The sequence below is a fragment of the Candidatus Ichthyocystis sparus genome (assembly GCF_900078745.1).
Lineage (GTDB): Bacteria > Pseudomonadota > Gammaproteobacteria > Burkholderiales > 2013Ark19i > Ichthyocystis > Ichthyocystis sparus.
Map to the genome: position 1 here is coordinate 43883 of NZ_FKII01000079.1, position 16893 is coordinate 60775.

Annotated in this window: 11 protein-coding genes; 9 read left to right on the plus strand and 2 right to left on the minus strand. The window is 38.0% G+C overall.

Going from position 1 to position 16893, the window contains the following annotated elements:
• Positions 1-13 precede the first annotated feature (13 nt).
• The gene (locus A6733_RS09475; protein ID WP_139057442.1) at positions 14-217 is read left to right on the plus strand and encodes a hypothetical protein; all 204 of its coding nucleotides are present in this window, start codon (positions 14-16) and stop codon (positions 215-217) included.
• Positions 218-595: 378 nt separating this feature from the next.
• Here the strand turns inward: A6733_RS09475 and A6733_RS07450 are convergent, their stop codons facing one another.
• Positions 596-2392, minus strand: a complete 1797-nt coding sequence (locus tag A6733_RS07450) for a hypothetical protein (RefSeq protein WP_092400712.1) — start codon at positions 2390-2392, stop codon at positions 596-598.
• A 525-nt stretch (positions 2393-2917) separates the two neighbouring features.
• Between A6733_RS07450 and typA the strand changes: the two genes are divergently transcribed.
• Positions 2918-4732, plus strand: coding sequence for a translational GTPase TypA (gene typA / locus A6733_RS07455; protein ID WP_092400708.1), 1815 nt, complete (start codon positions 2918-2920; stop codon positions 4730-4732).
• Here the strand turns inward: typA and ygfZ are convergent.
• Entirely contained in the window at positions 4729-5607 is an 879-nt protein-coding gene (ygfZ, locus tag A6733_RS07460) for a CAF17-like 4Fe-4S cluster assembly/insertion protein YgfZ (protein ID WP_175330569.1), read from the minus strand. The genes typA and ygfZ overlap by 4 nt on opposite strands.
• 40 nt (positions 5608-5647) lie before the next feature.
• Here ygfZ and mltG point away from each other — a divergent pair, with 40 nt between their 5' ends.
• From mltG to A6733_RS07490, 7 genes are all read left to right on the plus strand, one after another.
• Complete coding sequence (gene mltG, locus A6733_RS07465; RefSeq protein WP_092400702.1) at positions 5648-6676, plus strand: endolytic transglycosylase MltG; 1029 nt, start codon at positions 5648-5650, stop codon at positions 6674-6676.
• 9 nt (positions 6677-6685) lie between these two features.
• The gene (tmk, locus tag A6733_RS07470; RefSeq protein ID WP_175330568.1) at positions 6686-7318 is read left to right on the plus strand and encodes a dTMP kinase; all 633 of its coding nucleotides are present in this window, start codon (positions 6686-6688) and stop codon (positions 7316-7318) included.
• A gap of 5 nt (positions 7319-7323) precedes the next feature.
• Complete coding sequence (locus A6733_RS07475) at positions 7324-8421, plus strand: DNA polymerase III delta subunit-related protein (protein ID WP_092400697.1); 1098 nt, start codon at positions 7324-7326, stop codon at positions 8419-8421.
• A 70-nt stretch (positions 8422-8491) separates the two neighbouring features.
• Positions 8492-8995 carry a PilZ domain-containing protein gene (locus tag A6733_RS07480; protein ID WP_092400695.1) on the plus strand — a complete coding sequence of 168 codons (504 nt, stop codon included), beginning with the start codon at positions 8492-8494 and terminating at the stop codon, positions 8993-8995.
• Positions 8996-9055: 60 nt separating this feature from the next.
• On the plus strand, positions 9056-11020 hold the full coding sequence (locus A6733_RS07485; protein ID WP_175330567.1) for a ribonuclease R family protein: 1965 nt from the start codon (positions 9056-9058) through the stop codon (positions 11018-11020).
• A gap of 1238 nt (positions 11021-12258) precedes the next feature.
• Positions 12259-12405: a hypothetical protein gene (locus tag A6733_RS09105; RefSeq protein ID WP_175330633.1), complete on the plus strand. Its 147-nt coding sequence runs from the start codon at positions 12259-12261 to the stop codon at positions 12403-12405.
• Between the two features lie 65 nt (positions 12406-12470).
• Entirely contained in the window at positions 12471-15548 is a 3078-nt protein-coding gene (locus A6733_RS07490; RefSeq protein ID WP_092460724.1) for a hypothetical protein, read from the plus strand.
• Positions 15549-16893 lie beyond the last annotated feature (1345 nt).

Sequence of the window (16893 nt, forward strand, 5' to 3'; positions counted from 1 at the left end):
TTTAACGGCTTGATTGTCATGCGCATTAACAGCAGTTAAGGTTATTACAGTAAGTAATTATGATATATATTGGCATAAACACACCCCTGTTGCTAATAGCTTAACAACAGGGTACATAAGATTATCAATGATTGAGGCTATTTCGTCTTGTCATACGAACGTACTTGCTGAAGAGCAAGATACCATTCGTGAATGGTGTTCATGCGGTAAGGTATGAAGTTACCAATTTTACTAGCCACCATAGACATGCTTTTATCAACGTCTAACCGAGATTACCAAAAACATGAGTTACCCTTGGAGAAATTGTCATTGCTGGAGAAATTAATTTTTTCCACTAAAGATTATAACAAAATACGAGAGTAAGCCAAGCTTGGTTTCAAGTGGATAATTATTCCCTATGATAATGCGCCTATGCAATAAATTGTTGGTGTAAAGTCTTACCTAGTGCATTCAGTACATGAATCTGTCTCTATTGCCTTGCCAAATCAATAGCTAGAGCATCGTGATGGCAGATAGATAAAAAAGTACACGATAGCAATGAATGCACAATATCAGCAGGGATATTTATGCATAGATAGACACATGATACTTGCTGTTATTTATTAGCTTTAAATTGTCTAATAGCGGAAGATAGCAGTTCATTGGCACCATTGTTACTTGATCGTATCAATGCACTTGAACCATGACCACAACCTGTCCTAATTTCTAATATTACTATCTTAATAAAATTTTCTAGTCCACCCAATAAACGATCCATAATATTAGTAGCAATTACTCTCTTGTGTTCTGCAGTAAAGGAGCATAAGTTTCCATTCGATTCCACATAAAAAGATTTATTACAAATATTATCCCAAGATTTTTCTACTCTTTCTGCTATGTCTGGGATAGTTCTATTTATAAAATATTGTTTAGCAGAAATTTGCAGTCTCATTATTAGTGGATATTCACCAGGTTCCAGTGATGGCTCGCTGGGTTTAGATTCATCAGTATTTATGTTTCCATCTTCTTCTCTATTTTGTGCAATAGTCATAAGTTTTGATCCTGCATCTGATGTTCTCATAAAGAAAGATAGTTCAGTAAGCGATAATGATTCAATTTCTAAAAGTGCGCTGTATGCATTAAATGACACAATCATTCCTGAATACACTCTTGCAATGTTTTTAGCTATAAAATCACTAGTTAACATGGAATTTACTACCCCTTGTAGGGCTTCATTTATGGAAGATGTTACTTTTTTTTCTATACAATTATACATGTATCCTGCAACTTCATTTTTAAATGAAAAATTACTATTTGCAATACATTCGCGGCATGTACCATACAAAATGGAAGTAATTCTATTAACAATTGAAAAATCTTCTGATAAAAATGAAAGCATTATCGCAATTGCACTATCCAATGTTGTTGGCATATGTTGAATTCTGCTTTTCCATAATGCAGTTAGTAGTAAGTAGAAATTGTCTGCTAGAGCTGAGGAAGTCTTTGCAGAGCAAGCAAGAATTCTGCTATGAATATACATAATAGTATCTTCAACATTTTTAGCGTTTTCTACATAGTGACATGACCTACCAATTTTTGCATATTCACCTACTAATGAAGACAATAAAGAGTTGGCCATGTAATTACAATCAAGCGAATTTTTTATTAAACCTATAAATACATTGTCTAACAATATTGGCAATTCTGCATCTGATAATTTTATTAAGCTAAGTTTTCTGATGTAGTTAGGAATGCGCTTTATAGATATTTTGTTTGTTTTTGTGAGTTTTTTTAACGAAGTACTTAATGTTGTGCAATTTTCTTTTTTAGTACATTTAGCGTCGGTAATATATGTTGTTGGTATTAACAAGTTGAAATCTATGGGCTCATATATACTATAATTTTCATCAGATTCATCGCTGTTGTATTCAATATCACTAAATAATTCAATATCACTATGGGATTTATTATTGCTGCTGTTGTCGCTTTCATTATTATTACTATGATAAGTAGTATCACATATCATATATGTGTCCTCACACGCTGAGCCGGATCCTACATTTTCCCTATTTGAATTTAATAGTGCATTAGCAATTACATTACCTACTGAAGTTAGCGATGTATTGTCATCACTTTGACTAATTATACTTATGTCATCATATGCATAATCAGATAAGCTGCATTTAGGTTGCTCTGTATCCTGTTCTATATATTCTAATATTTCTTCTAGTGTAGATTGTGTATTATCAATTTGTGTAACAGAACTTGTTATTAATGATGGCTCTTGTACGTTCGGTATAGAACTTATATTTACCATATTACTTACAGCTTTATCAGAGGGAGTGCTTTCTTGTTGTTCATCTGCTTGGTGATCTAGCGCTTCCGTTGCTCTATCAATATTGGTAGGACTCACATTCATTCTCCAATTTAAATTTATTACCTAAATAATGAGTGTAGAGTCTAAGAGTGCGCAAAAATAAAAAGAAGGCATACTTTCTCAGTTATATTGCATATCATACATTAGTTGTTAAATCATATTCTATCTAAATTATTATGATGGATTATATTATTTTATTGCTCATAATTAGATTGATGGAGATATTTTTTAATGTGAGACTAATATTAATTTGTAATTAATTATTGTTATTGCATATTTTTTTATACATTGATTATTTGTAGTATTATGCAATTGGTATTTAGATTATGGTTGTATAATATTGTTAAAACTGCGGTGTGTTATGGAATAAACATGCGGCATACCTAACGTTATTATTTTTCTAAAGCTAATCCATATTTAATGAGATCAATGCACTAAACTGCATAGCCAGGTGTCTTTACTTATTGCTACTAGTTTTTTTATCATCGATCCAATATGTTTTAAATTGGTTATTCTGTATAATGATGGCCTTTTACACTTAGCTGAAAGATTAGTCAATTTATGCAACGTAATGTACGTAATATTGCTGTTATAGCTCACGTGGATCACGGTAAAACTACCCTAGTTGATAAGATATTGCACCACGCAGGCGCTTTTGAAGCTCACCAGCACATTGCTGAGCGTGTGATGGATTCTAATGATCTAGAAAAAGAACGTGGCATAACTATTTTGGCTAAGAATACAGCAGTTGATTACATGGGGGTACACATAAATATTATTGATACCCCTGGTCACGCTGATTTTGGTGGAGAAGTTGAGCGTGTTTTATCAATGGTTGATGGTGCTCTACTTATAGTGGATGCTGTTGAAGGGCCTATGCCACAAACACGCTTTGTTACTAAAAAGGCGTTGTCTCTCGGATTGCGTCCCATTGTTGTTATAAATAAGGTTGATAGAATTCATGCCCATCCTGATAGAGCTGTTGATCAGGTATTTGATCTTTTTGATCGCTTAGGTGCTAGTAACGAACAGCTTGATTTTGCTGTGGTTTATACATCTGCTATCCAAGGTTGGGCAGTTAAGGATCTAAATGACGATAAGAATTCTATGGTTCCATTATTTGAGACAATTATAGAGGTGGTTCCTAGTCCTATATCCGATGTTGATGCACCACTGCGGTTGCAAATTTCAGAGCTGAGTTACTCTAACTATGTGGGACGTATTGGCATAGGTCGTATACATAGCGGTTCTTTAAGATCTGGCGATAGTGTAGTGGTTTGCAACTGTAGTGGTAAATGTTTAAAGACTGTTATTTCAGCTATATACGGTTTTAGCGGTTTAAACAGAGTTCAGATGAGTAGCGCCTTGGCAGGTGATATTGTTCAAATTGAAGGCATAGACGCTTTGTCAATAGGCGATACAGTTTGTCATCCAGACGCCGTGGAGCCACTTCCAGTAGTATCTGTTGACGAGCCAACCTTGCGGATATCGTTTTTAGTCAACTCATCACCATTTGCGGGGCGTGAAGGTAAGTTTTTGACCTCACGCCAAATTCGTGAGCGCTTGCAGAGGGAATGTTTGACAAATGTTTCTCTGCAAGTTCACGAAATCGATAATCATGATATTTTTGAAGTTTGCGGGAGGGGGGAATTACATATTTCTATTCTTCTTGAGAATATGAGACGCGAAGGCTATGAGATGGCAGTGGGCCGGCCTCAGGTTATTCGTAAGGAGATAGACTCTGTTTTATGCGAACCCTTCGAACGTCTGACATTGGAGGTTGATACTTCCAACCAAGGTTCTGTTATGCAGGCTATTGGTATGCGAGGTGGTGAGTTAATTGAATTAGTTATAGTAGATGGGGAGCGTACACGGCTGGAGTATCGTATTCCTGCACGTGGATTAATTGGCTTTCAGAGCGAATTTTTAAATTTGACCCGTGGTACAGGTATAATGAGTCATATTTTTGATGAATATTTACCTGCAATTTCCACCGGAATTGTATCGCGTACTCAGGGGGTTCTTATCTCACAAGAGCAGGGTGTTGCAGTGGCCTACGCGCTGTGGAAATTACAGGAAAGGGGTAGGTTATTTATAGGTCCAGGAGAGCCAGTTTACGAAGGAATGGTTATTGGTATTCATAGTAGAGAGAACGATCTCGTTGTCAATCCCATTCGTGAGAAAAAACTAACTAATATACGAGCAGACGGTAAAGATGAACACATAGATTTAGTGCCACCAATAGAGATGTCTCTTGAGGCAGCAATTGCATTCATTGCTGAAGACGAGCTAGTTGAGGTTACTCCCTCTAAGATTCGTCTACGTAAGAGGTATCTATCTGAATCAGATCGTCGTCGTCAGGGCAGGTTGTCCTAATGCTTAACTAAATCTACTACTTCTATTTTCTCGTTGTTTGTTAGAGATAGGTTCCCATTTCCTATTTTTTCGTCAATTAAAACACATAGGATCCTATGTGTTTTTTCTTCTGGGAGCTTGCTTACTCCCATCACTATCCCTATTTCCTCTTTGTCATGCACTACTGACTCACCAACCAGTACCATTTTGTTGGCTTCAACTTGGCAGCGATAAAGATTTCTCTTGGATTGTCCCTTGTAGTGAGTACGTGCAATTACTTCTTGTCCAGGATAACAACCCTTATCAAAGCTAAGCCCTACTCCTGATCTAAGTCCAATAGCCTGAGGTATAACTTTTTCATATGTTTCAGGTAACACCCATACATACCCACAATGCCACAGGTGGGCATTCCATAGATCCACATAGTCATGATTACGACATTCTATAGGGTGTATTTCACTTGATACCTGTAACCGTCCAAGTTGATCATAGCATAGCACCGTGGTACCATCCTCCATGCGGTAAATGTTTGTTTCAACAGCATTTTGTGGCCCCATGATGGCTGCTATTTGAGATTGACCTACTGTCATTAACCTGACCCTGGAGCGTAGAATATAGCGCTCCAAGTCATTTATGAAGCGTAATTCTAGTGCTTTTGGTAGAATAATGTGTACTCCTTGTTCGTCTTTCCAGATCCATAGCACGGCCTTTATGCGTCCCTGGGGGTTACACCAGGCCGATATTTGCCATTTATCAGGGTCAAGCTTCTTTAAATCATTTGTGAGCTGGTTATGCAGAAAAGATATAGCATCGGTTCCTGTAGCTAAAATGTGCGAAAACCCGGTCAAACTCACTATTTTGGTGTCTTCGTGCAAAATATCTACTAAACTCGGCACAATATTCCCCTTACGGCAGCAATTTTTGTAAGATTCATGTATGACTGCTCTGCGCCACACAATTATTTCGTTATCCATTCTATTTGTTTTTTTGCTAGGTACATATTATTTTTTTGTTTTCCGGCCCATTCCTATAGATGTTGTTGGACGTTCTCTGCCAGTTAAAAAATATATGACCCTATACCAAATTGCCATGCAAGCTAGACAAGAAGGATTTTATGTGCCTTTTTGGGTATGGCGTACGGCAGAGAAATTTCTCTGTGGCAAATCTTTTTTTTATGCTGGATATTACGATTTTATTGCTGGAGAATCACTATACACTCTTATTAGTATGCTTTGTCACGGTAAAGCTCGCATGGGACGATTTACCATAATCGAAGGAAGCACATGGAGTATGATTCGCAATAAACTAGATACTACTCCCGATATAGATCACAAAATTGGTAATATGAGCAATCGTGATATCTTGCTATCGCTATCTGATAGAGAGCATCATTCCATGGAAGGCTTGCTTTTCCCAGATACTTATATGTACGCTCCAGGGGAGGATGATATCAGCCTATTGCGGCGTGCTCATAGAAAAATGATAAAAATTATAAATGATATTTGGGTAGAGCGTGATCAGGCTGGTGTTCCTTTGGGAAAGTCGTACGATCTTTTGGTTATAGCATCTCTTATTGAAAAGGAGGTAAATATTTCTAGTGAAAAGATTAAGGTTGCTAGTGTATTTTATAACCGGTTAAGGAATAAAATGTTTTTGCAAAGTGATCCTACTGTTTGCTATAATTCTCACTGTTCTGAGCGGTTGTATCCAAAGAACCACGATCTGCTGAAATTTCATCCACATAATACCTACCGTCGTGCTGGATTGCCCCCTACGCCTATCTGTTTCCCGAGTGTATCATCTCTTATTGCCGCTGCTCATCCTGACAAAACCAGCTACTATTACTTTGTTGCCAAAGGTGATGGTTCTAGTTACTTTTCTCACTCCTTATTGCAGCACAATAAGGCTGTTAAAATGTTTATGCCGGCGGGACGTGTACGCACTACTGCCTATCATATAGGGTAATATATAGCTGTGAAAAAAGGATATTTTATAACTTTGGAGGGTCTTGATGGGGTTGGCAAAAGTACCCATGCTTCTTGGTTGGAGTCGCGATTGGGAACATGTGGGTACTCTGTTTTAAAGACTCGTGAGCCAGGGGGAACTGATTATGGTGAACGCCTTCGTCCTATATTTTTGTGCCTTGATATTTCCGTTGAAGCTGAGTGTATGCTAGCAATGTCCATGAGACTCCAGCATGTTTCGGAGAAAATATTACCTGCATTAAGTTCTGGGCAGTATGTAGTTTGCGAGCGTTTTATGGATGCCACGTACGCTTATCAAAGCGGTGGCCGCGGCATGTCTTACAGCAAGATTTATGCTATAGAGAAAGTATTGACTTTACCAAATGTAGACCTAACATTTTTTCTTGATGCACCTTTTGACGTGTTGCGCCAAAGGTTAGATCCTGCTAACGTCGATCGTTTCGAATTACAATCAAGTGATTTTTTTGCGCGCGTACGAGCTATTTATCAGAGAAGAATTCAGGAAGATCCATGCCGTTTTGTCGTTATTGATGCTACACAACCTATAGATATTATTAGAGAAATCATTGATTGTTCCCTTGTTGATAAGGGCATAATTTCATCATCTATTGCTCTGGATTGAAACTAATGATAGATTGTTGTTGGCACGATCTCTATGAGAAGCAATGCTCTGATCCGCATTTTCTGTTTCCGTGGTACGATGATGAATATAAGCGTGTCATGGATGTCGTACGTTGCAATACAGTTCAGGTATTGCTCCTATCTGGGTTGACTTTGACGGGATTGTTTAAGCTATCGTATTTAGTAAGCTCCTCGTTGTTATGTGAAAAAGGTACTGGAAGTTCTTATCCGTGTGGTGTGTGTGTTGGTTGTCGTTGGGTTATGGCTGATACTCACCCCGATTTGCGGTGTTTGCTGTCAAGGTCGTCCTTGTTAGAGTTTCTGCCCCCATCTGTGAATATCGGTCGGACTGATAGTGGGGATTCAGATAAAAGTTTATCTGGTATTTCTGTAGACAGAGTGCGCGACTTGTCTAATTTTTTTTCACTATCTACTCATCGCGGTCTTCGTGTAGTTTTTATTGCCCCAGTTGAATCTCTAACTGAAAGTGCTTCCCAGGCCCTGCTCAAAACTTTGGAGGAGCCTCTCTCAAAAACCATTTTCGTTCTTATGAGCTATGCTCCTCACCTCCTCAAGGAGACACTTCTAAGTCGTTGTCAAGTGCACTTCCGTGTCTCCGCTCCTAGAGCAAATTTTGTAGAGTCGTGGTTACTGAAAATATCGTCTTCATCAATGTCGTTACTTCCTCCTCCTATTGTGCCTTTTATTATCCATCGACCATTCTATGCATTAATAATTATTGCAACAGGAACATATACTATCCTAGGTAAGATCCATAGTTTACTGTTTATTAGACCATTTAATTTTTGGGAAACTATTTCTTCATGTAAAGAACTAATCAGGGCGTGGTCTAAGTTTTTGACATCCCATCAAGCTATTATGGTTTTGCTAGACATAATTATAGTTATATTGCGAAGTCATATTAGTTATTACTGGAGCGCAGAATCTGAAAACTTGTCGTTACATGAGAAAAGTGGTGGTTTGTTAGCTTGGTTGGGTTTTTTTGACCAAATGCAGGAATCTTATCGCATGCTTTGTAGTGCGTTGCCAAATTATGAGTTACTCCTTGAGCATGTTATGGGATATCACCCCTTTTTGAGTTAGCAGAGTACTATTTTACTCTGTGATACATTTGGGTAGCTAACTATAAAACTACAATTACGAGAAATACAATATGGATGCACAGACAGCTAAGAGTTCCTCTGGTAAAAAGCAGAAAAGTCCTGAGCCTAAGCAGGCGACTAGTAACAATTCTGGTAAATTGTCTGAGGGGGATGTTGTTTCTAAGGGCAAGGTTGATTCTTTAGAGGGGTCCAGAGATAGCAGCGATATACCGTCACTTGATTTGAACTTATCTAATGGCAGGGATCTGTTGTCTTCGTATACCACTTTTTTCAGTAATGGTGGTTTTTTTGTTAAAACTGACCAATCTTTTTCTTTGGGCGATGTTGTTAGGGTTTTTGTAAAAGTACCATCTGGCTCTACTGTTTATACGGTTTTATCAAGGGTAGTGTGGATTGTTCCACCAAATGCTGAGGATCGTCGTACTCAGGGAGTTGGGGTATCTTTAGATGATGATAGTGATCACGTTCTTGAATTGCGTGATAAGATAAACTCGTACTTGAGTGAGCATGCAGAAAAAGTTGAAAGGTACTCTGTTTTCCCTTTTCCTTCATAAAGGTTTTCTCTTACATTCTGGTACGATTGGTACCGCAGGGTTTGTAAGAGGGGTGTAATTTTGTCTATTAGCCCGATTGTATTTAGGGTTGTTGTTCGCCGAATTCAGCAAGAGCGTGTGATTGTGGAAGGATTGGGCAGTCATCACGGGCGTTTCCTATTGGAAGGCGCAGAAATCGATCTTCTATGGCCTGGTGATGTTTGTTCTGTAGAAGAATGTTGCTCGAAGCCAGGATTTGTAAAATTCTTGGAGCGTGTTAACCCTGAACAAATCTGTATTTGTTGCTTTTATAAGCGCAGTAAGAAGTGGGTTGCTCTGCCAGAGGACAGAGATCTATCACATAGAGTTATAGATATAAGTGGTATAAAGCACCACGATATAAGTGAGAGGACGTGTGCTCAAGTACTAATTGACTCTTATGATGAAAACGATAAGCGCTACCGTTGTACTATCCTTTCATTGTTTGAAGACAATGGGTTATTGTCTCAAGCTATTGAAAGGACCATTTCATTTTTTCAGTTACCAAGGTCATTTCCAGATTCCATAAATGCCGATATAGAACGGCTTAAAAAATTTAGCGACCCAGTTAGCAAGAGACGGGATCTCACAGAATATCACTTTGTTACTATTGATGGTGACGATGCTAAAGATTTTGATGACGCCGTTTTTGCAAAAAAAATAGATGGCGGTTTTCATTTGATTGTTGCTATAGCACATGTTTCATCATATGTGCCTTGGAACAGTGCTATTGATGAGGAAGCGTATGTAAGAGGTACTTCAATATACTTTCCTTCAGCTGTTATTCCTATGCTTCCCACTGTGCTTTCAGAAGATTTATGTTCTTTGTTGCCCAATAAGGTACGTTTGGTTTTGTGCTGCGATATGATCATTAGTTCTGTAACTAATAATCCAATAACATCATACGAAATCTACCCAGCTAAAATTAAGTCACGTCAACGGTTAAGCTATAATTCTGTCCAGGGTTATTGGGATGGCTGTGAACATGATGTTATGCCTGAATTAACTGGAATGATAGATACTTTATTTGATGTTTTTACATTACTAAAGAAGAGATCTGATCAAAGGGGGATGATAAATTTCGATGTTCCTAGTGCTTGTTTTGAGTATGACAATGATAAGGTATGTAATGTATATCACCACAGTAGATGCTCATCAGAAGAAATGATCGAGCAATGTATGCTAGCTGCAAATACTTGTGTAGCAAATTTTCTATCCTCAAATAATTTACCTGGATCTGTTTATAGAAATCACAGTGGTATTATGGATGATAGATTACCTTCTGTTAAAAGGCTACTATCGTTGTTTGGTATGAGCAGTTTTGTTACCAATTTGTCGACTTCTAAAGGTATGCAGGAGGTTTTGCTAGAGTTTTCCAGACGTTCTCTTTCATATTTACAATTATATGTTCTTTGCTCCATGCAGCATGCGGTATATGGAAATAAAAACGAGGGCCACTTTGGACTAGCTCTAAAAGAGTATACTCATTTTACTTCTCCAATTCGCAGATACCCCGATTTACTAGTACATAGAGCAATAGACTCTTATTTATCGGGCAATGGTGAAGTTAAGTTTGATTTGTCAAATTATCTTGATCATTGCTCTGCTAGAGAAAGAGTGTCTGAAAATTCTTCTAGATATATTAACAGTTTTTTAAAATGCTGTTTTATGATTTCTTGTCTAGGAGAAAATTTTTCTGGGATGATTTCTTCGGTTTCTGATTTAGGACTATTTGTTTTGTTAGATAAGTATCCGGTAGAAGGGTTAGTTCACATTTCTAAATTGGGCAGGGATTATTTTATTTTTGATTCCGAGAGATTTTCTTTAATTGGTAAATCTAGTGGGATAAGGTTTCGCCTAGGAGATCGTGTTAACGTGGAATTAAAAGATGTCGATCTTAGTACTAGAAGGATATATTTTTACTTGATTGATAGAGGTAAATCAAAGCCTAAGAACAACTCTGGTAAGCAAAGATATTCTATGAGTGGCAGTGATAGAGCAAGATAGATAGTTATAACATGATCAATTAGGTAAATAGTGTAGTGGGAATATCTGTAATCTTGTGCGTAAGAAGTAGATAAAATAGATTTTTCCTTTGGGCTACAAAATGTTTTTGTAGCCCCTAAATCTACGTCAATTGCCACATGTTCTTAGGCCTACGCCAGTTATATAGCATTTATTGGCATCCACTTTTTTTGTTAAAAGTACAGTAAAGTAAATAATGAAGCGCCTTACAATATAGAGTAACACTTTATTTTATGGATAAAATTAGTGCTCTTGACTATAATTTTTTGCCATTACTTGTAGTAAGATTTTTTATTTAATGTGTAATCACACAGTAAGTATTGTGTTTATACTCATAGTCATTCATTCTATTTTTTTGCTCACATATTACTAAAAGCAATGGTTAGTTTTAGTGTCTATCATAGTTATAGTTATTTTTGATATGGTACTGCCAATGTAAGTAAGTGATGCTGCCATATCAATTATATATTGGGAATAGCTTGCTGATTAGCATATGTTGACATTGTTGTTAAGAAGAGTTTTTATTTCCAAATTCAAAGAGATAAATTATCCGAAACTAGAATTCCAACATCGCAGCTATAACACCTGTGGTTACCGATTTATTGGGGTAATACTATTTTAATTTAGTAGTGCATGTTTGTCTCTACATAACGATGTTGTGTAGTAGTATCTGTTGTTATGTGCTCATTTATCTTTATCACTACATCAGTGTTTCTTAGGTTCCTAATATATTAAGATTAAAGGGGGTGATTTTAAAATTAATGCTAGATTGTGAGCTTATCTGCAGTGTCTAGATAATGAAGGTATATGTGAGAAAGAAGGGCGGTAATATTTTGAATTATTGTGATTTATTTGTTGTTGATATTAATATTAATTGTTGATCAAGATTTGTATCTTTATGCAACTTCAAACCGTAATTTTTCATAGATGATCCTTGATATTAGGTACATTATCAACCGTCTGGCTTGTCTAAATGTAGATTTGTTGATTATCGACAGTGGAAGATAACTATAATAACTACAGTCAATGCTACAACGTGCCCGTGTGTCTGGTTATTGTATCGGTTGGTTAAATAATTTTGTGTTTGGTGTATTGCATATGTGTGTTTTGTGCATGTAGTTGTTTGCTATTTCTATATTTTGTATTTTTGTTTTTTCGGTGCTGCAGTGTGCGTGTAATGTTATTTGATGCAATGGCGTGGATAGGTTTGGGTGTGCTATTTGCTGCGTTTGCGCCTTCTGCCTGCGTTGTTACGAGGGAGCGACAGCACAGAGCGGTCTTTCGTTTGCTCTGAGAGAGTTTCTATTTTAGGTAAGTGTCGTGTGTGTTCGCCAGTTCGCGCCCATACTGTAGTTTGTAGGTGTTAACAGATTGTACGCAAAAATATACAAAAATTAATTATAAATATCACATAATAAGTATGGGGTTGGGTATGAAGCCTGTAACTGGAACTGGAACTGGAACTGAGGCTGGTGCTGACGTTGGTGGGGAAGGTAGTGTTGGTCAGAGAGGTGGTTTGCAGCAGGTTCAGGTTTCTTCCGCTGGTGTGTTGAGTGGCACCACCACTACTGCTGTTACTACCTTAACTACCACTGCTGCTGCTGCTACCTTAGCCACCACTGCTACTACTACCTTAGCCACCACTGCTACTATTGCCCTAACCGCTACCGTTGTTGCCCCTGCTACTACTGCTTCTACTTCTGTGGGTAAGGGTAGGAGTAGTAGAGGAGGAGGTAAGGGTAAGGGTAAGGGTCCTGCCCCCAAGGGTTCTGTTACCCCTAGCAGCGCTTTTGTTATTGCTCCAAAAGCTCCAGCTCCAGTATCAACCGGAACTCAATATGTTGGTATCGCTTCTTTTGATACTGTTGATTGCTGTGGTTTTGCGGTTCATAAGGAGAGTGTATTAGCAGTAAGTGCTCTGGAGCGTGGGTTCTTAAGTTCTGTTGGATGTAATGCTGCTCAAGGTTTTGGACGGGGTATTAGATCCTATTTTTCTGTACATGGCAGGGTTCAAGAAGAAGAGCTTCGTGTTCTACGTGATGAATTGTTTGCTGATGCTTCAAGGGATGCGCTTGCTTTTCTCGAAAAAGTATTTCTTTTAAGAGTTGGTAAGGTTCTTGCTGTTTCTATGCACTTATCTAATGGGGAGAGAAAATTACTTAACTCTGAAGAGGTTGAATGTATTAAGAGATCGTTGAGTGTTAGTTTAATGCTTAGAGCTAATGAGATTTTGACAAAAGTATGGAGTGAGGGGATCTCTCATATTTCTCCGGATAGTGTTTATCCTCAAGAACGTGTTGAACCTTTGCCCACGTCATCTCAAGAACGTGTTGAACCTTTGCCTACGTCATCTTTGGCTCATTGTCATCAGGGCGAATCATCTCCTAGTTGCGTTGATTTTATGGGACATGAGATGCCTTCTGAGACTGCTAAAATGATTAAATCTCTTCTTTCTGAAGTTCGTTCACTGACTAAGCGTATTTTTGCGATTCTTGTAGAAAAGCAGATTAGCACTATTATGTCTTGTCTCTCGCCAGTTCAACGATATATTTGGTGCATAACTAATAGGCAATTGTATGAAACACATGTTTTGACCAGGGGTGTTTCTGGGTATATTTCTGACATCCGTCCTCGTTTTATCGATCCTCTTTCTAGTGTTATGGTATTGAGTCCTTCTGGTGGTGCCCTAGTGCCACTGATGGGGCTTGAATTAAGAGATTTTTTAGTACGAGTAGATAGAGCTGTTAGGGAGTGTATGTTAGATTCTTTCGCATTTGAGTGGGCTGTTTCTAACATAAGTGTTTTTACTGACTTAGAGGATCAATCGGGGTCATTACTTGTCCATAATCTTAGAGGGGAAGATTTTGTTAATGCCCATAATGTCGCTGGGGTTCCTGGGTTGGCGACTTCATCCACTAAAGCTCTTATCGGAAAGAAAGTAGTTCCGGAAAATGAGTCGTCTCAAATGAAATCTGTGGCAGTTCAGACTGAGGGAGTGTTAGGGGTAGCTCCAATTGTTAGGATTGTGCAAGCATCTGTTGTGTCATCGTCTGCTACTAGATCTGCTGTTAGTGCTGTTGCTGGGGACCCGGATGAGTCTTCTCCTGCTGCTGGTGTTTCTACTGCAAGAGTTTCTCCTGTGCCAGGAACTTCGGGGGATTTATCTGGTTCGTGTTCACGGTTAGTGCCGCTTTCTCTTGATTTAGGTTCCCCTGTTACGGATGAAGTAACTCATGCTGGTGCATCTGCTGCTGGTGTTGTTCTTGCTTCCATGGAGGAAGGTGATGAAGATACTTTATCTGCATCTTCACCTTTATCTGATGCGGTAGAGGTATCACCAGTTGCCTTAGCGCAAACCGAAGAATTGGTTGTTGTTGCTTCGCCGCCACTTTCCGTAGATTTAGGTTCATCTGTTACGGATGGAGTAACTCGTGCTGGTGCTATTTTTGCGTCCATGGAGGGAGGTGATGAAGATACTTTATCTGCACCTTCACCTTTATCTGATAAGGTAGAGGTAGCATCAGTTGTCTTAGCGCAAACCGAAGAATTGGTTGTTGTTGCTTCGCCGTCACTTTCTGTAGATTTAGGTTCATCTGTTACGGATGAGGTAACTCATGCTGGTGCTATTTTTGCGTCCATGGAGGGAGGTGATGAAGATACTTTATCTGCACCTTCACTTTTATCTGATGAGGTAGGGGTAGCATCAGTTGCCTTAGCGCAAACCGAAGAATTGGTTGTTGTTGCTTCGCCGTCACTTTCTGTAGAAGGGTATGAGACACCTGAGAGGGTTGCTACTTCCGCATCGATGGGTCCTGGAGTAGGTGGAGATTCTTCAGGTTTAATGGCAGGGTATTTTTTACCCATACGTTCTCCTGGCTCTGCATCTTCACCTCCATTTTCATCCTCAGCTTCACCCGCACCTACATCTTCGCCTTCGCCATCCTCAACTCTATCTTTATCTTCAACTCTATCTGGATCAGGATTCAGTGCCGATCTTTCCTCTCGTGCAGTGTCACCTGTATTGAGTATGGAAGTTGGATTAGCTACGGAAGGTACTGTTTCTGCGGAAGGTGTTGTTTCTGAGTTGGAAGTTTTAGTAGGTGAGGCATCATCCCCTGTGCCTTCACCTGAACAGCTAGTGATGACCACTGTACCTTCTTCCGTTTCTGTTTTTGCTGAAGTTAAAGGACCATCTACGTCAGCTGGTAGTGGCTATTTTGCTGCACCCAAAAAATCATACATGAGTAGACATGTTTCTGAATTATCCTCTTCGCCTACTAGTGGTAGTGCTGTTGCTGGACCTTCTTCTTCTGCGTCTGTGGGTGTTGTTAGTGGTGGTGTGACTGCTACTGGCGGTACTACTGCTGATGAGGAGGGGGGGGATGTAGGAGAGAGATTGGCAGCAATACTGAATCGAGGTTTGCCACCGACACCGCCACCTCCTGAAACACAGCAAGGTGCTCCAGGTGGTAAAAGAGGAAGAGGAAGGAAGAGAAAAAGGAGAAGTTAAGTGGTGAGTGTAATGAAAGGGTGTTTGTGTTCCTATATTGTGTTACACGAGAGTCTTTAGGTGACCTTATAAGGTCTTTACGATGTGTGTTGCGCTACGATTGAAGGTTTTGCTTGATGATTAGTATTCTCGTTTAGTTTACGTAGGTTCTGTATCTTGCTTAGTATTATTTTTGGTGGTTGCACTGCTTTTTCATTTTTTAAGTATGTTACGTGTTTTTTATATCTATGACTTTCTTGTTTTTGTGGTAGTTTTTTTAGAAAATATTGAAATATAATTAATTATTAAATCAACATTAAGCTAACAATAAGATCTGAATGTGATGGCTTGTGTTGTTTTGTGTCATGCTAGATTTTGTAATTTTTGTTCCGTTGTGAGTTGATAGCGGTGATTTTGGATTTTGCTAACAAAGGTTTTTAGATTTAGATAAATGTTATTGGTATTTTTTTGGTAATTTCTGCAATCAATGAAGTAGATAATAGTTTGTATCAATGATTGCGAGTACCAATCAAATAATTGTATATCTTGCGTATGTAGTAAGTACAACAAAATTATATGTATATTTACTGAAAAGGTTATACATGTATCGTATTATTAATCTCTGTCAAAACAATATTATCTATAACGTTAAATTGTATGTTATTTATTAAATGACCTACTTTATGTAATATATTGATATATGAATTTTGTACTTTGTTTGAATATTTGGTACTTTTATATCCACAATGTTTAATGCACGTTGCGGTATTTTTTGGTGAGTTATTGTGGCATGATTAGCATTGTTTATTCAATTTGTTCTTTGAATTGACATTAGGTGTTTAGATAATGATGTAAGTACTGCTATTAGCCAAATTGAAGATAGATGTTTGGGGTTTAGATTAGTTAAGAACTAAGAATATTAATGAAGTCGTATATACTTAATTCTGGCACAGTAAGGTTGTTCCTTTAGTTGAGCTTATGTATTCTAATAACAGTTTAATGCTAATGATAATATTTCAAGTGGTAAAGGCTTGTTACTGTTATTGATAGTCATGTGTTTTTATCTTAACAATTACTTTATTTACTAACGTATGTTGTTGATAAAAGAATCTCTACCGTAGTTTCTTCAGGCTTTTAAGAGATAATTATTTTGTGCGTAAATCATGCTTATTTTTAATTATTCATATTTTTTGTTTTCTAGAGAACAACATGTGCCTCTAGTGTTTGCTTTGGTTAATTTACGATTACATTATAAGGTTAAAAATGTAGATAACATTGATATTTGTATTTTTGACAAAAGTTTTTCTATGGATTGCATAACTCTCAGTTGAAAGTAATGAGTGGTTGATGTAGCGGCACCATCTAT